The organism is Pedobacter heparinus, assembly GCF_032678725.1.
GTDB classification, from domain to species: domain Bacteria; phylum Bacteroidota; class Bacteroidia; order Sphingobacteriales; family Sphingobacteriaceae; genus Pedobacter; species Pedobacter heparinus_A.
Genome location: NZ_JAVTSC010000009.1, coordinates 23,111 through 43,107 on the forward strand (window position 1 = coordinate 23,111; position 19,997 = coordinate 43,107).

A 19,997-nucleotide genomic window follows, 5' to 3' on the forward strand; every position below is an offset into this window, starting at 1 on the left:
AAAGTAATGATACGAAAAGAGGCAGAGGAAAGCCGCAGTTTAAAAATTGAAAGGTGTAACGCAGATTTTGCTGTAATTGGTGGTGGGATGTCTGGTGTATGCGCCGCAATAACCGCAGCCAGACAAGGCTTGAAGGTAATACTGGTACAAGACAGACCGGTTCTGGGCGGCAATGCATCCAGTGAGGTCCGGCTGTGGATACTTGGTGCTACTTCGCACATGGGCAATAACAACCGCTGGAGCAGGGAAGGGGGCATCATAGACGAGCTGCTTGTAGAAAACACCTACAGAAACCCTGAGGGGAACCCGATAATATTAGATATGATCATCCTGGATAAAGTGAAACAGGAAGCTAATATTACCTTGCTGCTCAATACCGCCGTATATGAGGTAACTAAAATTAAAGCAGACCAGATCGACAGCATTAAGGCTTTCTGCAGCCAGAACGCGACAGCATATCTCATTAAAGCCCCACTGTTTTGCGATGCATCTGGTGATGGCATTGCGGGCTTTCTTTCGGGAGCTGCATTTAGAATGGGGGCAGAGTTAGCTGAAGAATTTAATGAGCCGATGGCGCCGGATACCAGCTATGGCGAACTGCTGGGGCATTCACTTTATTTTTACACCAAAGATACCGGGAAACCCGTTCAGTTTACCGCGCCCGCATTTGCAATGGATGTGCAGAAAGAAATACCGCGGTATAAAAGCTTTAATGCAAAAGAGCATGGCTGTAAGTTGTGGTGGGTAGAACATGGAGGCCGCATGGATACCGTACATGATACCGAACAAATCAAATGGGAACTGTGGAAGGTGATTTATGGGGTGTGGGACTATATCAAAAACTCAGGTAATTTCCCTGAGGCAGAAAACTATACGCTAGAATGGGTAGGAACAATACCCGGCAAAAGGGAGAGCCGCAGGTTTGAAGGTGACTATATCCTTTCCCAGTCAGATTTAATTGAGCAAAAAGTTCATGAGGATGGTGTTGCCTATGGGGGGTGGTCTATTGACCTCCATCCGGCAGATGGGGTATTCAGTGATCGCTCACCTTGTAACCAGTGGCATAGCAAGGGTATTTTTCAGATACCTTACCGGTCGCTCTATAGCAGGAATATCAAAAACCTGTTCCTTGCCGGGCGCATCATCAGCGTTAGCCATGTGGCCTTCGGTGGTACCCGCGTTATGGCCACCTGTGCCTATGTTGCCCAGGCAACAGCCGTTGCGGCATCGCTATGTCTGAAATATAAAAAGCTGCCTGCCGAATTGTATCAGGAAAATTATTTGCCGCTTTTACAAAAAGAGCTGATAAAAACGGGGCAGTATATTCCGGATGTGAGCTGGGAAGATAAAGAAGACCTGATTCAGGATGCAGACCTGCAGTGCAGCTCAAACCTGGTGTTTAAAGGTTTTGATAGGGAAAACTGCTTTTTTAAAGTACTTTCTGTTGCTGCGGGGCAAATGCTGCCCGTACAATCCGGCAGGTTGCCTTCCTTTACTGTTTTGCTTAAAGCTGACAGCACAACCCTATTAAATGTAGAATTAAGGGCCAGTAGCCGATACGGTGGTTTTACGCCGGATCACATTCTTGCTGTAAAGCATATTGAATTGCAGGCCGGAGAACGAGAGGTAAGTATCGATTTTGATGTTGTTATTGATCGGGAACAATATGTTTTTGTTTGCTTTTCCATCAACGAAAAAGTCCAGCTGGCTTATTCCGATGAAAGGATCACCGGTGTGCTTTCTGTTTTTAACGGGGTCAATAAGGCTGTTTCCAATAACGGAAAACAGCTGGCGCCCGAAGGATCAGGAGTTGACAGCTTTGAATTCTGGTGTCCACAAAGAAGACCCGAAGGCCAGAACATCGCTTTACAGTTCAATCAGACCCTTCATACCTTTGCAGTTGGGCATATCAGAAACGGAACAGACCGGCCAACCGTACAACCCAATGCCTGGGTAGCAGATCCGGCTGATCAGGTACCTTCCGTTGAAGTGTCCTGGAACGAAGTAAAATCCATCAGGAGAATCGATCTTGTGTTTGATACCGATACAGATCATCCTATGGAATCTGTACTGATGACGCACCCTGAAACCGTAATGCCTTTTTGTGTAAGGAACTATCATATCGAGGATGAGCATGGAAAGGTGGTTTACCGTAAAACCGGCAATTATCAGACGCGAAACCAAATCCTGTTTGATACACCTTTACAAACTAAAAAATTAAAAGTTATATTGGCACATCCATCTGTGCATGTACCGGCGTCCTTGTTCTCGTTGAGATGTTATGCGCCAAATCAACCTGAATCATGATAGATACCATAGTCATAGTCGTTTTCTCTGTTTTCATCATGCTGGTTGGCATCAGTTTTTCTAAAACGGGGAGAAACTTAAAATCTTTCTTTGCAGGTGGCGAATCTGTGCCCTGGTTTATCGGCGGATTATCCTTATTCATGAGCTTCTTTTCTGCAGGGACTTTTGTGGTCTGGGGGGCAATTGCCTATCAGCATGGATGGGTAGCAGTTACCATTCAATGGACCATGTGCATCGGTGCATTAATTACCGGGCTTTATCTTGCGCCAAGGTGGAAGGCCACCGGCAACCTTACTGCAGCCGAGTTTATCAAGGCAAGGCTGGGCAGCAATGTGCAGAAAAGCTATATTTTTATCTTCACCATTGTATCGGTATTCATCAAAGGATCGGTACTGTACTCTGTGGCCAAACTGGTTTCCGGCTCACTGGACTATCCGCTGATGCAGGTTACTGTTGTGCTGGGCATTTTAATGATTTCCTATACCGCTATAGGTGGGTTATGGGCAGTGATGGTTACAGATATCCTGCAATTTGTAGTGCTTACCGCTGCGGTATTGATTATTCTTCCCATGGTATTTAACGAGGTAGGCGGTGTACAGGGTTTTATCGACAAGGCTCCGGATGATTTTTTCAGCCTGGTCCATGGCGAATATACCTGGGGTTTCATCTTTGCCTTTGCCATATACCACGTTTTTTACATTGGGGGTAACTGGACATTTGTACAGCGCTATACCAGTGTAGACTCTACTAAAAATGCCTCAAAAGTAGCCTATCTTTTTGCAGGCCTGTATATTTTAAGCCCTATCCTTTGGATGCTGCCTCCTATGGTATACCGGGTGATTAATCCAGCACTTTCGGGATTGGATGCTGAGAATGCCTACATTATGGTTTGCAAACAGGTACTTCCCGCAGGGCTCCTGGGATTAATGCTGACGGGGATGTATTTCTCCACTTCCGCATCTGCCAATACAGCCCTTAATGTAGTATCTGCAGTATTTACCAACGACATCTATAAAGGGGCTGTAAATCCTGATGCAGATGATAAAAAGTTAATGTTTGTGGCACGGGCTTCTTCCTGGTTTTTTGGCCTGCTGATGATCGTGATTGCATTGGGGGTTCCCTATATTGGTGGCATTGTCGAGTTTACCTTAAGCGTGGGTGCTTTAACAGGAGGGCCGTTATTGCTGCCACCCATATGGTCCCTGTTTTCAAAGCGCCTGTCGGGGAAAGCCACTATTTATATCACCTTGATCTCGCTTTCGGTAAATGTGGTGTTTAAGCTGATCATCCCTTTAATCGACGGGAATAAATTGTCAAGGGCCAATGAAATGTTAGTGGGGGTTTTGCTGCCATTTTTTATGTTGCTGATCTATGAAATCATCAGGAGAAACAAAAAGGTAAGCCCTGATTACGCGCACTACCTGATCTATAAGGCAGACAAGAAACAGGCAGCTGTTGCTATAGACGATGAAGAGCTGGAGCTGATCAGAAAGCAAAATGTATTTGGTCTGAAAATGATCAGCTTCTCCTTGTTATTTATGGCTGTGTTATTGTTGCTGCTGGCTTTCATTACTTCGAAAGGAAATGTGCTGGTGGCTGTGATCGCAATTGTCATCATGCTGGGCGCAATAATTCCCTGGAGGGCATCAAGGCGTAAAGCAGCATGACGCTGTTGGTGGGAAATTGGGGAGCTGGCTAATTCCCTGGTTTCCCATCTGCCGAGATCAACGGTTTGGACGTTATGATCTTCAGCGCTGCATCCGAAGAGAAGCCTGTTTTAATCAATGCGTCGTAATAGTTTTTCATAATCCTGGCCAGCTGGTCAGTTGTGGCAGGGTTGCTGTACATATTCAATTGTGCAGTAAGCATGCCTGAATACATGTTGCTGATCATCGGGCCAAGATTTTTCATCTCACTTTTAGCAAATGAAGACGCAAAATCACCATTTGGTGGAACGGGTGGGGCTACAACTACATCAACCGTAGACACAGTTCTGCTACCTGGCTCCGGCTGAGATTTATTTAAGCTCACCTTAAAATAGTTAAAAAAGCTGAAGCCATTGGAATGCTCAGCTAAAGAACGGGCCCGTTCAATGACATTGATCTCTTTGGTGCCTGGCCTCAGCTTTTCAAAGTATACTTTAAAATTTACTTCCTGCCGATCTTCGGTGGCCACAAACTTTTCTGGTCTTAACGGAATACCCTCAGATCGAACATAACTATACCTTTCTTCACCGTTAGCATCCTGTAAATACATGCTTTTATTCAATTGTACCCAATTGCCTTTTCTTGAACAAATATGTTTGAAAGAAACTACAGTGTTGCGGCTGTTGGTCACAATTTCGGTTATAACTGTTGTGGGGCTTTCTGAACTGCCTACCATGGGAAACTTAATCGATTGACCAAATACAGTAAGGCTTAGCAAAACAAATGCTAATGACATTTTTATAGCTTTCATAGTTTATTTGATGAGTGCGTTATGGGAATTGTGTTAAATGAATAAATTTTCTTTATAAATATATGGATTAATATAAAGTTTGCAACTCTACTGGGAACTGTTATTAAGGAGCAGAAATATCGATTGAAAAAGCGCATTTTGATCACCCGTATAAGAATGTTTATAAATGCAAAAAACCCATCGAAAGATGGGCTTTTTAGTAGCGGGGAGCAGGATCGAACTGCCGACCTCAGGGTTATGAATCCTGCGCTCTAACCATCTGAGCTACCCCGCCGGGTGGTCTTTTTTCTAAAGAGTTGCAAATATAGAATAAATTACTTTTCTTTAGAAACAAATGTTAAAAATAGTCTAAAAAATTCAGGATATAAGTGCTTAACGATGTCAGAAAAGAAAAAATTTACCTTAGAATATGAATTGAGATCGTCTCCACGTATTTTATTTAGCTTTATCAGTGAGCCAAATGGCTTATCTCAGTGGTTTGCCGACGATGTGATTTTTCGTGATCAGGTATATACTTTTACATGGGATGATGAAGTGCAGAAAGCAAAGTTGTTAAGCATAAAAGAAAATAAACTGGTTAAGTTTAAATGGGTTGATGATGAACCCCATTGTTATTTTGAAATGGAAATTGTTCAGGACGAATTGACAAACGACGTAGCACTGGCCATCACCGATTTTGCTACAGATGATACACTTGTGGAACGTACGCAGATCTGGGATAACCAGATCAACTACCTGCATAGTGTATTAGGTGCTTAAATTTTCGCTGGCTTTGCCTACATTTGTATATTGAAAAAGATTCATTTACTATTGGTCAAGGCATTCATAAAGCCATTTTTCGTCACTTTTTTTATAGTGATGTTTATTTTGTTGATGCTTTTTTTATTCAAGTACGTTGACGACTTAATAGGGAAAGGCTTTGAATGGTATGTGATACTCGAGTTGATGTATTACGCATCGGCAGCCAATGTATCCATGGCGCTTCCGCTATCTATCCTGCTGTCTTCCATCATGACATTTGGTACCCTGGGCGAGAATTATGAGCTGGTTGCCATTAAATCTGCGGGCGTATCTTTACAAAAAGCGATGATGCCGCTGCTGGTACTCATTATTTTTCTTGCCATCAGTTCTTTTATTTTTTCCGACTATATGTTGCCAAAGGCAAACCTCAAGTTTGGTTCCCTGCTATGGGACATCAGGAATAAAAAGTTATCTTTTTTAATTAAAGAAGGCGTTTTTAACAACAGTATACCCGGTTATTCTATCCGTGTGGATAAGAAGGGAAGTGATGGGATCTCCTTACACAATGTGATGATCTACGATCATACAAGTAACAGCGGGATTGCTAAGATCATCATTGCCAAAAATGGCAAGATGTCGAAAAATGATGATTACCTGCTGTTAACCCTGCACGATGGAGTGCGGTATGAGGAATCAAATGGCAAAAGCGCTTCTTATAATCCAAGACAGGAACTCACCAGGATGCGGTTTAAGGAAACCGACCAGAAATTTGACATTTCCAGTTTTAAAATGAACCGTACGGATGAGGAGGGTTTTAGGGGCAATACGCAAATGCTTAACCTGAAAGGCCTGACCAAAAAGCAGGATTCACTAACGCGCGAGCTGGATAGTATCAATAAATTTGCTGCGCTAAATCTGAACAGTTATTACAAACAGAACAATTATACTAAGGGCTACACGAAAGTTGTGGTAAAGGCGAAGGCCTTTAAGGGAACTGTGCTGAGCACCATTCCTAAGGATCAGCGGCTGGCAATTATTCAAAGTGCTTTAGACCAGGCGAATGCAGTGCAGCAAACTACCTCCGGGCGGCTTCAGGACTATGGAGACCGGACCAGGGCCATCATTAAGGTGCAGATTGAGTATCAGAAAAAATTTACCCTGGCTGCTTCCTGTTTATTGCTCTTTTTTATCGGTGCCCCGCTTGGTGCCATCATTAGAAAGGGCGGCCTCGGCTTACCCGTGGTAATGGCCATTATCTTCTTTCTTTTCTACCATATCATTTCAACGGTTTCTGAGAAATCTGCAATACAGGGTTCATTGACACCCTTTTCCGGGATGTGGTTGGCTTTTGTGATTTTGTCTCCGCTAGGTGCTTTTTTAACCTATAAAGCTACGGTAGATTCCGCTTTATTTGATGTAAACTATTTCAAACAGCTCATTGTTAATTTTTTCAAAAAGAAAAAAACCAAAGCGCTTTAGTCAGGGGCTTAAACAGAATTGCTTATTCCTTACTTATTTATGATATTTTAAGACGTAAATTGTCTTTGAAGGTTGTAACTTTGCATTAATTTAAAGGAATCTTCGATCTCCTTGGAGCTGAAGGTTGATATACTCATAAAATGGAAATTAAATTGGATGCAATAGAAGATGCTATTGCGGATATAAAAGCAGGGAAGGTCATTATTGTTGTAGACGATGAAGACCGTGAAAATGAAGGCGATTTTTTAACGGCAGCTGAGAATGCTACTCCGGAGGTGATCAACTTTATGGCCACCTATGGGCGCGGGTTAATCTGTGCGCCTTTAACCGAGCAAAGGTGCGATGAGCTGGGTTTAGAATCGATGGTTGGCAAAAATACGGCAGCCTATGAAACCAATTTCACCGTATCTGTAGATTTACTGGGCCACGGTTGTACTACCGGGATTTCGGCCTCTGACAGGTCAAAAACCATTCTTGCCTTAATCGACCCTAAAATAGATCCTTCAGAACTGGGCAGACCCGGACATATTTTCCCCCTGAGGGCTAAAGATGGAGGTGTTTTAAGGCGTGCAGGCCATACAGAGGCCTCTACTGACCTGGCCAGACTGGCTGGAATGAAAGAAGCAGGTGTACTGGTAGAAATATTAAAGGAAGACGGGGAAATGGCTAGACTTCCGGACCTGGTTAAAATTGCAGAAAGACATCAGCTCAAAATCATATCCATAAAAGACCTGATTTCTTACCGGCTGAGTAAGGAAAGCCTGATCAAAGAAGAAGTAACGGTTAATTTGCCAACCCAGTGGGGTGATTTCAAAATGACCGCCTATACGCAGATAGACAATAATGCAACGCACCTGGCCATAAGTAAAGGTACATGGGCTGCCGACGAACCTGTATTGGCAAGGGTCCACAGTTCTTGCGTTACCGGTGATATTTTTGGTTCATGCCGTTGTGATTGCGGACCGCAGTTGCATAAAGCATTGGAAATGATAGATAAAGAAGGTAAAGGCGTAATAGTTTACATGAACCAGGAGGGCAGGGGAATTGGCCTGGTCAATAAACTGCGTTCTTATAATCTCCAGGATGCCGGGTTTGATACGGTTGAGGCCAATATTAAACTGGGTTTTAAAGGCGATGAACGGGACTATGGCGTTGGTGCACAGATATTAAGGGCCCAGGGGGTAACCAAAATGCGTTTAATGTCAAATAATCCTACAAAAAGGGCAGGTTTAATCGGTTATGGTCTGGAGATCGTTGAGAACATCGCTATTGAAATTGAGAGTAATGTACACAATGAGCTTTATCTAAAAACCAAGCGTGATAAAATGGGCCATCAGATTATGAAAGGTTAGTTATTTCCTTTTAAGTTTTTTCTCCTTATTGGTAATGGCTTCCTTGTTTGGAGGCGTCTGGACAGCAGAAGGGTTTTTTTCCTCTTCTGCTGTCTTTTTTTCCTGCTCTATTTTCTTTTGTTTTTCCTCTCTGCGTAATTTGCCGGAGATCTTTTGCACAAACTCTCTGAAACTGTCAAATTGCTGGGTATAAATAAGTCCCAGTGAGGTCACATTGGTATTCTGTAAGTTGGTGTTAAAAATACTCTGCTGTGTTGGCGGTTTATTTGCCAGCTTGCCCACCAGGGTCCCGTCTTTCTTGATCAGGGCCAGTACCTCTACTTCACCGCCCACATTATCTCTGGAAAATCCGATAGGAGAAAGATCGTTCCTGCTGTTCTTATCTACGATCCCGGCATTTAAAACAACCCTGTCCTGAAAAAACCGGAACGATGCGTTGGCCTCGCTGAGCGAGCGGATATTGATGTCCACAAAATCAAGGTTTAAAGAAGAGAGCACATTATTAAACTGGTTAAACAGCAATTCGGTAGCTGTACTGGCTACGCCCGAGCTTAGCTGCTTGCCAAGATCTTCCTTTCCGCTTCCGGGGGCAAAGCTGCGCCTGATGATCAGGCTTAAGGCCTGCAGGTTCCGGTTGTTGTCGTCATTAAAATAAGACTGCATCTCTTCTTTAATGGCCGGATTGGAAGGAAAAAATACATCCAGTTTGATATCTGGTTTTAAAAGCAGGCCGGTAAGGCCCATTTCCACTTCTGTAAGTACCCGCTGGTTGGCGTTGCCGCTTTCTCTGTTTGCAGCAGCATACAGATCGGTGGTACTTGCCCTGAGGGCATAGATGGCCTTTAAATTAATTTGGGCTGCAGAAGGATTGCCTGTCCATCGGATGGTCCCTCCCTGCCTGATACTGAATTTTTTATTGATCACTTCCTGGGCTGTAAAATCAAAACTACCACTTTCGATGATGTAGTCGCCCGACATTTCAAAATCGCCAAAACTATTGATATTGAGGGCCAGGTTTTTAGAATAACCTTTTCCACTCAGATTGCCCAATGTAGTAAAAATATTAGCCGTACTGTTTGCATCTACGCTGAGCTTTAAAGTCATGGTCAATCCATCAAAGCTGGTCTGTTTTTTCACGTAACCGGCAGTGTCTTTACTTACAAAAGTGATGAAATCTTTACTGGATACCGTTTCAGAGCTATTTAGAGGTAAATTAAATACCGTTCCTTTTTCCGTTTTCGCGTCAATGTCTATAGACATCTTGTTTGTAGGGCCCTTAAACTTAAAGATACCCGTTGCGTAGGCCTGTCCGAAATAAAGAGAATTGTCTTTACTTGTCGTATTTAAGGCCATAAAATTGCGGGCATTTATCACCACATCAATGGTAGGGTTATTGATGTCGTTTAAATCTACTGTTCCTTTGGCTATTGCTTCATTATTGTCTTCATCCAACAGTTTCAGCTCGTCAATTTTGATCACGCTGTTGTCAACCGTCACTTCATCTGTAATGCTATACCTTGTTTTCAGGTAGTTAATGGTCATAGTTGCTTCATCCAGTGCCAGGGTACCCTTGATGGCGGGCTTTTCAAATGGTCCTGTTACCTTAAGATCAGAAGATACATGTCCTTTTAAATTAGATACCAGTTTGTTGAGGAAGGGTTCAAAAACAGCAAGCTCACATTGATCCAGTTTTACATCCAGGTCTATTTCTTTTTTTTCCAGGTCAAGGTTTCCGGTAGCCCTTAGCGTTTCCCGGTCTGTAGTTACAATATTGGTAAATATATTGGCTGTATTTTTGGCCTTGTCATACGAAGATGTATCGGTTAAAGTGCCGATATAGGTATCGTTAAATACAAGGGAGTCTATCTTCAGGTTGTCGTGGACCTCGGGTGATTTGAGGATGTTGGATAACCTGGTCTCCCCGTTCACATTTCCGCTGAGCTTCAGGCCAAGGGTTTTTATAAAAGGGTTCAGGGTAGTTAAACTAAAATCTTTAAAACCGACGAGTACCAGGTCATTGGGATCGCTGGAAAGTATCCCGTCCAGCGTAAGCAGTTGCCGGCCATTGGTGAGGTCAAAATTATTGATCTCCGTTTTTCCTTCGTGAAAACTGATCCTTACTTTTTCCTGGATCTTCCACTCTTCATTGTTCACCACTAAAATAGAAGGGAGAATGCTGATGCGTGCAGTGGTATCGCTGGCAAATTCAATCAGACCGTTTAAATCCAGCTGATTTACGTTGTCCTCGTTGGAAAGTTTAACGTTCAGGGACAGGCTGTCGTTTCGCAGGATGTTAGAAATGTTAACATTTTTAATGTGCAGGCTGTCGTTCAGGTCAACCCTGTCAGAAGTGAAAATGGCCTGTAGCTGATTGGTACTCGTATTTTCATCAATAATGATGTTATTGACAACTATGCCTTTATATTTAAGCTTTTTGATGAACCCGTTTAAGGTTGCTGTATTGTTTGGAGAATCAAAATTACCTGCAAATATGGCCTGGTCTTCAATCTCCAGGCCAGGAACCAGTAGTTCAGCAATGGGCTCAAATCTTTTTACGACCAGGTTAAACTGAAATATCTGATCCCCGAATTTAACAATGTCTGCCTTTAATGACGGGATGTATTTCTTGGCGAGGGCCTTGTAATAGGATGGAATGGTATTTAAATCGTACTGCCCTTTGATGCTGGCATCAAGAATATCGGATTTGACCGTCAGACTGCGGTCCTTGCCCAGCCCGCTGGCCCTCAACTCGACAGAATCGATGTTGTAAATCCCTTTAACATTGTCCAGTCTTATTTCCTGAAGCCGGAGGGTACCTTGTATGTTGTTCAGGTTATTGCCAGAAAAATTGGTGCTGAATACCGCATCTATCTTCATGGAATCTTTGTAGAGTTTCAGGGCTTTAAGTTTCGCATTTTTTATGCTGGCCTTAAAGTTGAATACCGGAAGTTTAGGGTTCAGGTTTACCCCGCCATCAAAAACCAGTTGTACATTCTTATCATTGATCTTTAAGCTGCCGTCAAAATATTTTTTATCAAATGTGCCGTCAATTTTAACATTTCGGTACCTGTAGTTCTTGAAATCGATATAATCAATATCACCATTTAGTTTTTCAGAAAGGCTGTTGATCTCCGTTCCGCGGCCCTTTACATATAAAGAGGCAGAGAGCCTGCCCAGCAGTTTTTCGTCAATGAGCGTCCCGATATCAAAATCATAGGTTTTGACATTCCCGGTATAAGAAGGTGTTCCTTTGTTGTCTATCTTCATGTTGACATCCGATACCACCCTGCCAAGCCGGGTTTTGAACTCTCCGAAGGCAATAAAATCGTTTTTAAACCCTGTAAATGAACCGTTAAAATTAACGTTGCCAAATTTGTCAATGATTTTGGGAACAACCGTTCCTTTTTTGCCGGTGATACTGGCTACAATTTCGTCCAGATCAGTTTTATTTGTTCCGGCCATGTCAATTTTCAGGTCCATGAAGGTCTCCTTAATATAGGGCAGGCCTTTTAACACAAAATCGCCCTTAATATAGGTCGCTTTACCCGCCTTAACTGCAAGTTTTTTTGCCCTTAAGTTATTGACCAGCCCGGTAATGCGGCCATCCACATCAATGTCAAGGCTCATGTGGTCCAGTTCTGAAGTGAAAAAAGAAACGTCGCGCGAAGAAATGTGGCTGTCTACAAAGTTGGCGTTCATCCTTACTTTGTTGATGTAGTCGTTAAAATCAGCGAAACGCTTAAAACGCATCTGGAAATAATCGGACAGCCGGCTCCTGTTGGTTACCAGCATTAGTTTTTTGAGCTCGATACCATTGGTATCGACGGTGGTAAAGGCAGTCAGGTTTTTTAAGTAAAAGCCGCTTTTTTCTTTAAAAGTCAGGTCTTTAATATTGGCTTGCAGGAGGTGGTCGCTGGTATTTAACTTTTCAAAAATGCCGTTCAGACTGCTCAGCGCCACATCGTCGAAATTTATTCCCCGCATCACCGTATCCCGTCTGTAGTTTTTATATTTAAAACCAAAGTTGTTGAGAATGATCCTGTCAAAAGAAATCTCGTAAGGTTTCTTCTTTTTTACTGGGGCAGCACCCGAGTCAAAGTAATCGATAATAAAATCCAGGTTGGTAGAACGGTCTTTATACGATTTGAGGAAAAAAGAACCATTGTTGATCTGTACCGTATTTACTGCTATAATGCGCTTTTTTAAAGAAAATCGGGTGATGTCCACGAGGAACTTTGGGGTGCTGAGCAGGGTGTCTTTTTGCTGATCCAGCACCAGGAGGTCTTCAATGAGCACAGATTTGAAGGGTCTGACGTATATTCCGCTTAAAGAAACGGTGGTGTGGAGTTCTTTTGACAAATAAGCCGCTGCTTTTTTGGCGACGTAAGTTTGCACAGGCCGGAACTGGAGCGCAAACAGAATGACAGCAACAAGTAATATTACCGATGCAACAAGCCAAAGCAGTATTTGTAATAGTTTTTTAATAGTTTTGTAGCTTAATTATAAATGACCGTGTCTGTAATACTTGCTATAGAATCTTCTTGCGATGAAACTTCAGTTGCTATATGTAACAACGGCAAAATTACTGCCAATGTTATTGCAAACCAAACAATTCATGAAAATTATGGTGGTGTAATACCTGAACTTGCATCAAGGGTACATCAACAAAATATTGTTCCGGTAGTTCAACAGGCATTGACGGATGCTAAGGTAAGCAAAAAGGACTTAAATGCGGTTGCTTTTACCAGGGGGCCTGGTCTGCTCGGCTCGTTGCTGGTAGGGGTATCCTTCGCTAAATCATTTGCCTTGGCCCTTGATTTGCCATTGGTGGCCGTTAATCACATGCATGCACACATTCTGGCGCATTTTATTGATGAGCCAAAACCTGCATTTCCTTTTTTATGCCTTACGGTTTCGGGAGGTCATACCCAAATTGTACTGGTTAAGGATTATTTTGACATGGAGATTGTAGGGGAGACACTGGATGATGCTGCGGGCGAGGCTTTTGATAAGACCGCCAAGATACTGAACCTTCCTTATCCCGGCGGACCATTGATCGACAAACATGCGAAAGAAGGGGACCCTTTGGCCTTTAAATTTCCTGAACCACAGATCAGGGATTTAAATTACAGCTTTAGCGGCTTGAAAACGGCTATCTTGTATTTTATCCGTGCCCAGGAAAAGGAAAACCCCGATTTTATTGCCAGCCACTTAAATGACATCTGTGCTTCTGTACAATACAGTATTGTGCATATCTTGCTCAATAAGTTAAAAAAGGCAGCGGCACAATATGGCATCAGGGAAATTGCTATAGCCGGAGGGGTTTCGGCCAATAGCGGCCTTCGCCTTGCACTGCAAAATATGGCCGGTCAGTTAAACTGGAATATTTACATCCCGGCATTTCAATATTGCACGGATAATGCTGCCATGATTGCGATTGCCGGATACCATAAATACTTAAAGGGTGATTTTGTTGGGCAGGACGTAGCGCCACTCTCCAGAATGGAATTTTAAATAAATAAAAGATAATGAATGCAGCTAGCTATATTTTTTTCGGATTACTGTTAATCCCGCTGATTGTTTTTTTAGGTTGGTTGATTAAAAAAGACAAGAAAAAGAATTACCTCGGTTTACTGGTGCTGATTGCCATGGCTGTGATTGCCCTGATTGCCATTCTGAAATATGACAGCAAGTTTATGCAAACAGGGGCGGGGAGTACGCTGAAATCACAACCACCAAGTTACCGTTAATAAAAAAATCCGATCGCATCATGATGCGATCGGATTTTTTTATTTGCTGCAAATGATATTATACTTTTTCTTCCAGTTTTTCTCCGGTTACTTCTGCACGTATTTTTGCTTCAATTTCGTCAGACAATTCCGGGTTGTCCATTAACAGTTGTTTTACCGCATCCCTGCCCTGTCCAAGTTTGGTATCTCCGTAAGAGAACCAGGAACCTGCTTTTTTAATGATGTTAAAATCAACACCCAGATCAATGATCTCGCCTGTTTTAGAGATCCCTTCACCAAACAAAATGTCGAATTCTGCGATACGGAAAGGAGGCGCAACTTTATTTTTTACAATTTTTACTTTTACCCTGTTTCCGGAAACCTCATCCGAATCTTTGATCTGGGAAGTTCTGCGGATATCCAGACGGACAGATGCATAGAACTTTAGCGCATTACCACCGGTAGTTGTTTCGGGGTTACCAAACATCACTCCGATCTTTTCACGCAACTGGTTGATGAAAATGCAGCAGCATCCTGTTTTGGAAATGGTCCCTGTTAATTTACGCAAGGCCTGAGACATCAAACGCGCATGTAAACCCATTTTAGAATCACCCATTTCGCCTTCGATCTCTGCCTTTGGCACCAGTGCTGCTACGGAGTCAATCACGATCACATCAATGGCACCAGAGCGGATCAGGTTATCGGCAATTTCCAATGCCTGCTCGCCGTTATCCGGCTGAGAGATGAGCAGGTTGTCTACATCAACCCCGAGTTTTTTTGCATAGCCCTTATCAAAGGCATGTTCTGCATCTATAATTGCAGCTATGCCACCTTTTTTCTGTGCTTCTGCTATAATATGTGTAGCCAGGGTTGTTTTACCGGAAGATTCAGGCCCGTATATTTCTATGACCCTTCCTTTCGGTACACCACCAATGCCCAAAGCAATATCTAAACTGATGGAACCGGTAGAAATAGATTCAATAGGCTCTACTGCATTATCTCCAAGTTTCATCACAGTACCTTTACCGTATGATTTTTCTAACTTATCTAAAGTCAGTTGTAGTGCTTTTAATTTGTCTGCGTTTGTGCTCATAGTAATTATAATTCTTTGTTAAGATAAACATTTAGCTTAGTACAAAAATGTTTTATCTGTATGCTAATTATATTAGCAAATATAATGTAATTTAATTTTAAATCAACAAATAAAGTTTGTTTTATTTTGTAAGCCCCGTTGTATCACTAATTATTTTAGTTATTTTGTTATTGTTTTGATAATATTTACAAAAATGTGTGATCTCGCAAATGCTGCATTTGGGCGATCTTGCCACGCAAACGTACCGTCCATGCAGTATTAACCAATGATGTGCTACATGAATGGTGTGCTCCGGAAGGTGTTTGACCAGGTCTTTCTCTACAGCCAGGGGCGTTTTGCCATTGGTCAGGCCTATCCTGTTGGCTACCCTGAAAACATGGGTGTCAACCGCCATTGCAGGCGCATTATAAATAACAGAAGCAATGACATTGGCTGTTTTTCGGCCTACACCAGGCATTTTCTGCAATTGGTCAATGTCAGCAGGAACCTCGTTGTTGAAATCATGTAACAGCATATTGGCCATGCCGACCAGGTGTTTTGCTTTATTGTTTGGGTAGCTTACACTTCTGATGTAGTCAAATACGATATCAGGTGTAACTTCGGCCAAAGCCCTTGCGTTCGGAAAGCGCTGAAACAGGGCAGGCGTAACCTGGTTGATGCGTTTGTCTGTACACTGAGCAGATAAAATCACAGCCACCAGCAATTGAAAAGGATTGTTATAATGTAGTTCTGTTTCAGCATTGGGTTGCCTTGCAGAAAAATGGGCCACAAAGAGCCGGTATCTTTCTTTTTTGAGCATAGGCAAATTTAAATAAAAAAAGCTGCCGGGAAACCGGCAGCTTGAAGTTCTTTTTAAATTACGCTGCTTTTAGAGTAAGCCAGGATCCTCGCGATGGTTTCATCGGCAGGGTCTCTTTTCAGGGCATTCAGCGGTGCTTTAAGGTGATCATAAAACATCGTGTCCATTCCCTCAGTTTCATCTGCAGCACTACTGTCCTGCTTTTGTTGCTGGTAATTTAAGTTGTCAATTGAAGTAAAGGTTTCCATCATAAGCAATGAATAGGTATTGGTTTTTACTAATAAACGCAATAGCTATTCATTTATTTTAACCTTAACTATAATTATTTGTAATTTATTTTTTACAAATGAAATAAGCCCATTTTAAAGCGATAACGGCCTATAATCAGGAGATTTCTTTCACTTTCATCATTTTGCGCAGGTTGTTCAGTGCATAACGCATTCTTCCTAATGCCGTATTGATGCTTACATCGGTCAGGTCCGCAATTTCTTTAAAGCTCAGATCAGCATAATGGCGCATGATCAACACTTCTTTCTGGTCATCCGGCAATAGATGGATCATTGCCCTCAGGTCAAAATGTGTCTGTTCCCTCAGCATTTTATCTTCTGCGCTTTCTTCATGAAACTGGAGCAGGTTAAAAACATCGGTGCCATCTGCACTGGTAATAACCGGGGCACGTTTTTCACGTCTGAAATAATCAATCACCAGGTTATGAGCAATGCGCATTACCCAAGGCAAAAATTTACCTTCTTCGTTATAACGTCCTGATCTTAAAGTGTTGATTACTTTTATAAAGGCATCCTGAAATATATCTTCAGCCAGATATTGATCTTTTACCAATAGATATATAGAGGTGTAAATTTTAGACTTGTGTCTTTTTAGAAGTTCTTCCAAAACGGTTTCGTTGCCCGTCAGGTATAACTTCACCAATTCTTGATCACTATATTGTTGTAATTTCATAGGAGTATCCGTACTAAATTCCCTTGCTGCTTGCTAAAAAATTATTTAGTAGATGTTTTCTTCTATATGAGTTCTCCTATTAGTTTGTTTGTTAGTGGTTTGATTATCTGTTAATAATTCAAAAGAAGGATTTTTTTATCATAAAACCATATAAAAAGTGTTAAAAAAAATTAAAAGTGCGCTCAGAGCCTTATTTTTGCATTTCCACAAAAAAACAATATTGCGTTATTTGGGGTATATTAGCATCATTCTATCCGGAAGTCAATGAGTAAAGAAATCAATAAAGATCCACACACAAATATTATCATAAAGGGTGCCAGAGTTCATAACCTGAAGAATATCGACGTTGCTATACCTAAAAATAAGCTGGTGGTCATCACCGGAATGTCGGGTTCCGGCAAGTCATCTCTGGCTTTCGATACCCTGTATGCTGAAGGGCAAAGGCGTTATGTAGAGAGTTTGTCGTCTTATGCCAGACAGTTCATGGGAAGGATGAACAAACCTGATGTGGATTACATTAAAGGGATAGCCCCCGCAATTGCCATTGAACAAAAAGTAATTACTTCCAATCCGCGCTCTACGGTTGGTACCTCTACAGAAATATACGATTATTTAAAGCTGCTTTTTTCCCGGATCGGTAAAACCTATTCACCTGAATCAGGTGAAGTGGTAAAACGGGATACCGTTACCACTGTTGTTGATTTCATATCTGGTCTTGGTGAAGACAGCGTGGTCACTATCTTTTGCCCTTTATTCCCACACAATAACCGTTCTTTGAAAGAAGAGCTTGCCGTGCTCCTGCAAAAAGGCTTCCTCAGGGTTTCCTATAAAAATAAGATCCACAAAATTGAGGATATCCTGGAAGACCAGGATTTTAAGGATTTTGAGCTTACTGATGAGCAAACCATCCGGATCCTGATTGACCGGATTGTGGTCAATACAGAAGAGGAAACTTTAAGCCGTATAGCCGATTCTGTGCAAACTGCTTTTTTTGAAGGAAAGGGCGATTGCTATGTAGATCATGAAGGTAAACTGAGCCATTTCTGCGACAGGTTTGAGCTGGATGGTATCCGCTTTGAAGAACCAACACCTAACTTTTTCAGTTTCAACAATCCTTATGGTGCCTGTAAAAGGTGTGAGGGCTATGGCAGCGTGATCGGCATAGATGAAGACCTGGTGATTCCGGATAAAAGCAAGAGTGTATACGACAATGCCATTGCGCCCTGGCGCGGAGAAAAAATGCGCGAATGGCTGAACAAGCTGGTCAGAAACGCGGATAAATTCAATTTCCCGATTCACCGCGCTTATAGTGAGCTTAGCGAAAAGGAGCAAAAACTGATCTGGACAGGTAATAAGTACTTTGGTGGCCTGGATGATTTTTTTAAAGAGCTGGAAGAGCAGACCTATAAGATCCAGTACCGGGTTATGCTGTCCAGGTACAGGGGGAAAACCATTTGTCCGGATTGCAAAGGTTCAAGATTGCGTAAAGATGCCTCCTACGTTAAAATTGCAGATAAATCTATCATTGATGTGGTACTGATGCCGCTGGCCACCATACTCGACTTTTTTGAACACCTGAAACTTTCGGATACGGAACAAAAGATCTCTAAACGTTTACTGGCCGAGATTGTGAACCGGGTATTGTATTTAAACAATGTGGGCCTGGGCTATTTAACCTTGAACAGGCTTTCCAATACCCTGTCGGGTGGTGAATCGCAGCGCATTAACCTGGCTACCTCATTGGGCAGTAGTCTGGTCGGGTCCATCTATGTGCTGGATGAGCCGAGCATTGGGTTGCATCCCAGGGATACCAACAAACTGATAGAAGTGCTGCAGGCACTCCGGAACGTGGGCAATACCGTTCTTGTTGTAGAGCATGAAGAGGAAATGATGAAGGCTGCCGATCACATCATCGATATCGGCCCGGAAGCCGGAACGCATGGGGGTAACCTGGTATTTAGCGGTACCTATAGTGAAATTATAAAGGATAAGGACAGTTTAACGGGCCGTTACCTCTCTGGTGCGGAAAAGATCGCCATTCCTGCGAAACGCAGGGCCTGGAAAGACCATGTGCTCATTAAAGGTGCCAGAGAAAACAACCTCAAAAATATCGATGTAAAAATACCGCTCGGTATATTTACGGTAGTCAGCGGGGTGTCCGGCTCCGGAAAAACCAGTTTAATTAAAAAGATCTTTTACCCTGCCCTGCAAAAAGCCATAGGCAACTATTCGGGCGAACAAACCGGTGCATACGACGGCATCTACGGCAATTACGACCTGGTTAGCCAGGTAGAAATGGTAGATCAGAACCCTATAGGCCGCTCATCCAGGTCAAACCCTGTTACTTATGTCAAAGCCTGGGATGATGTGCGGGCGCTGTTCTCGGCCTTACCGGCATCAAAAGCAGCCGGCTTAAAACCCGCGGCTTTCTCTTTCAATGTAGAAGGCGGGCGTTGTGATGTTTGCCAGGGTGAAGGAGAGGTGAAGATCGAAATGCAGTTCATGGCTGATATCTACCTGCCTTGCGAAACCTGTGGTGGCAGAAGGTTTAAACAGCAGGTGCTGGATATCACTTACCAGGATAAAAATGTGGCGGATATCTTAGACCTGACCATCGAGGAAGCGGTAGCTTTCTTTAGTAATGAACCTAAAATATTGCATAAATTACAACCCCTGGTAGATGTTGGCCTGGGTTATGTGCATCTGGGACAGTCTTCCAATACCTTATCCGGCGGCGAGGCCCAGCGCATCAAGCTTGCTTCCTTTCTGATCAAAGGAAACAATGCCAATAAAACCATGTTCATTTTTGATGAGCCTACAACCGGCCTGCATTTTCATGACATTAAAAAATTGCTGATCGCGCTGAACACTTTAATTGAACAGGGCAATTCTATCCTGGTGATCGAACACAATATGGACATGATCAAATCGGCCGACTGGGTCATCGATATCGGGCCTGAAGGTGGTGATAAAGGCGGTCATGTAGTATTTGAAGGTACGCCTGAAGCGCTTTTATCGGCCAAAGGCTCTTATACCGCCAAATACTTAAAGGACCACATGAAACCGATATAAGTTTTGAT

At 42.7% G+C, this 19,997-nt stretch carries 14 protein-coding genes and 1 tRNA gene; 8 read left to right on the forward strand and 7 right to left on the reverse strand.

All coding sequences use genetic code 11. The features are described 5' to 3' along the window. The first annotated feature begins 6 nt into the window (after nt 1-6). Both R2Q85_RS14290 and R2Q85_RS14295 read left to right on the forward strand, forming a co-directional pair. Nucleotides 7-2,307 (forward strand): FAD-dependent oxidoreductase, encoded by a 2,301-nt coding sequence (locus R2Q85_RS14290; protein ID WP_316812475.1) that lies wholly within the window; start codon nt 7-9, stop codon nt 2,305-2,307. Then, nucleotides 2,304-3,974: a sodium:solute symporter family protein gene (locus tag R2Q85_RS14295; RefSeq protein WP_316812476.1), complete on the forward strand. Its 1,671-nt coding sequence runs from the start codon at nt 2,304-2,306 to the stop codon at nt 3,972-3,974. Before R2Q85_RS14290 ends, R2Q85_RS14295 begins: the two co-directional genes overlap by 4 nt. A 28-nt stretch (nt 3,975-4,002) precedes the next feature. Here R2Q85_RS14295 and R2Q85_RS14300 read toward each other — a convergent pair whose 3' ends face one another. Together R2Q85_RS14300 and R2Q85_RS14305 are read right to left on the reverse strand one after the other, a co-directional pair. After that, on the reverse strand, nt 4,003-4,764 hold the full coding sequence (locus R2Q85_RS14300; protein WP_316812477.1) for a hypothetical protein: 762 nt from the start codon (nt 4,762-4,764) through the stop codon (nt 4,003-4,005). Nucleotides 4,765-4,964: 200 nt separating this feature from the next. Next, nucleotides 4,965-5,038, reverse strand: a tRNA-Met gene (locus R2Q85_RS14305). Nucleotides 5,039-5,142: 104 nt separating this feature from the next. Here R2Q85_RS14305 and R2Q85_RS14310 point away from each other — a divergent pair. From R2Q85_RS14310 to R2Q85_RS14320, 3 genes are all read left to right on the forward strand, one after another. Further along, nucleotides 5,143-5,523 carry an START-like domain-containing protein gene (locus tag R2Q85_RS14310; protein WP_316812478.1) on the forward strand — a complete coding sequence of 127 codons (381 nt, stop codon included), beginning with the start codon at nt 5,143-5,145 and terminating at the stop codon, nt 5,521-5,523. A 30-nt stretch (nt 5,524-5,553) separates the two neighbouring features. Next, a complete protein-coding gene (locus R2Q85_RS14315) occupies nt 5,554-6,984 on the forward strand; it encodes an LptF/LptG family permease (protein ID WP_316812479.1) in 1,431 nt (476 codons plus the stop codon). Nucleotides 6,985-7,124: 140 nt separating this feature from the next. Next, nucleotides 7,125-8,336: a bifunctional 3,4-dihydroxy-2-butanone-4-phosphate synthase/GTP cyclohydrolase II gene (locus tag R2Q85_RS14320; protein WP_316812480.1), complete on the forward strand. Its 1,212-nt coding sequence runs from the start codon at nt 7,125-7,127 to the stop codon at nt 8,334-8,336. On the opposite strand, the gene R2Q85_RS14325 is transcribed toward R2Q85_RS14320, so the two are convergent. Next, nucleotides 8,337-12,695, reverse strand: coding sequence for a translocation/assembly module TamB domain-containing protein (locus tag R2Q85_RS14325; RefSeq protein ID WP_316812481.1), 4,359 nt, complete (start codon nt 12,693-12,695; stop codon nt 8,337-8,339). 153 nt (nt 12,696-12,848) lie between these two features. Here R2Q85_RS14325 and tsaD point away from each other — a divergent pair, with 153 nt between their 5' ends. After that, the gene (gene tsaD, locus R2Q85_RS14330) at nt 12,849-13,850 is read left to right on the forward strand and encodes a tRNA (adenosine(37)-N6)-threonylcarbamoyltransferase complex transferase subunit TsaD (protein WP_316812482.1); all 1,002 of its coding nucleotides are present in this window, start codon (nt 12,849-12,851) and stop codon (nt 13,848-13,850) included. Between the two features lie 14 nt (nt 13,851-13,864). Continuing rightward, entirely contained in the window at nt 13,865-14,086 is a 222-nt protein-coding gene (locus R2Q85_RS14335; protein WP_316812483.1) for a hypothetical protein, read from the forward strand. A gap of 58 nt (nt 14,087-14,144) precedes the next feature. On the opposite strand, the gene recA is transcribed toward R2Q85_RS14335, so the two are convergent. The 4 genes from recA to R2Q85_RS14355 form a co-directional block, all read right to left on the reverse strand. Beyond that, nucleotides 14,145-15,158 carry a recombinase RecA gene (recA, locus tag R2Q85_RS14340; RefSeq protein ID WP_316812484.1) on the reverse strand — a complete coding sequence of 338 codons (1,014 nt, stop codon included), beginning with the start codon at nt 15,156-15,158 and terminating at the stop codon, nt 14,145-14,147. Nucleotides 15,159-15,279: 121 nt separating this feature from the next. Beyond that, on the reverse strand, nt 15,280-15,957 hold the full coding sequence (nth, locus tag R2Q85_RS14345) for an endonuclease III (protein WP_316812485.1): 678 nt from the start codon (nt 15,955-15,957) through the stop codon (nt 15,280-15,282). A 53-nt stretch (nt 15,958-16,010) separates the two neighbouring features. Then, nucleotides 16,011-16,247 (reverse strand): hypothetical protein, encoded by a 237-nt coding sequence (locus tag R2Q85_RS14350; RefSeq protein WP_316812486.1) that lies wholly within the window; start codon nt 16,245-16,247, stop codon nt 16,011-16,013. 94 nt (nt 16,248-16,341) lie between these two features. Beyond that, entirely contained in the window at nt 16,342-16,917 is a 576-nt protein-coding gene (locus R2Q85_RS14355) for an RNA polymerase sigma factor (protein WP_316812487.1), read from the reverse strand. A 264-nt stretch (nt 16,918-17,181) separates the two neighbouring features. Here R2Q85_RS14355 and uvrA point away from each other — a divergent pair, with 264 nt between their 5' ends. Then, nucleotides 17,182-19,989: an excinuclease ABC subunit UvrA gene (uvrA, locus tag R2Q85_RS14360; RefSeq protein ID WP_316812488.1), complete on the forward strand. Its 2,808-nt coding sequence runs from the start codon at nt 17,182-17,184 to the stop codon at nt 19,987-19,989. Nucleotides 19,990-19,997: the final 8 nt, after the last annotated feature.

Excerpts from the sequence above, each read along its gene's own strand:
- R2Q85_RS14290 (WP_316812475.1), top strand. The coding sequence starts at position 7 with ATGATACGAAAAGAGGCAGAGGAAAGCCGCAGTTTAAAAATTGAAAGG.
- R2Q85_RS14320 (WP_316812480.1), top strand. The coding sequence starts at position 7,125 with ATGGAAATTAAATTGGATGCAATAGAAGATGCTATTGCGGATATAAAA.
- R2Q85_RS14310 (WP_316812478.1), top strand. The coding sequence starts at position 5,143 with ATGTCAGAAAAGAAAAAATTTACCTTAGAATATGAATTGAGATCGTCT.
- R2Q85_RS14335 (WP_316812483.1), top strand. The coding sequence starts at position 13,865 with ATGAATGCAGCTAGCTATATTTTTTTCGGATTACTGTTAATCCCGCTG.
- R2Q85_RS14355 (WP_316812487.1), bottom strand. The coding sequence starts at position 16,917 with ATGAAATTACAACAATATAGTGATCAAGAATTGGTGAAGTTATACCTG.
- R2Q85_RS14300 (WP_316812477.1), bottom strand. The coding sequence starts at position 4,764 with ATGAAAGCTATAAAAATGTCATTAGCATTTGTTTTGCTAAGCCTTACT.
- uvrA (WP_316812488.1), top strand. The coding sequence starts at position 17,182 with ATGAGTAAAGAAATCAATAAAGATCCACACACAAATATTATCATAAAG.
- nth (WP_316812485.1), bottom strand. The coding sequence starts at position 15,957 with ATGCTCAAAAAAGAAAGATACCGGCTCTTTGTGGCCCATTTTTCTGCA.
- recA (WP_316812484.1), bottom strand. The coding sequence starts at position 15,158 with ATGAGCACAAACGCAGACAAATTAAAAGCACTACAACTGACTTTAGAT.
- R2Q85_RS14295 (WP_316812476.1), top strand. The coding sequence starts at position 2,304 with ATGATAGATACCATAGTCATAGTCGTTTTCTCTGTTTTCATCATGCTG.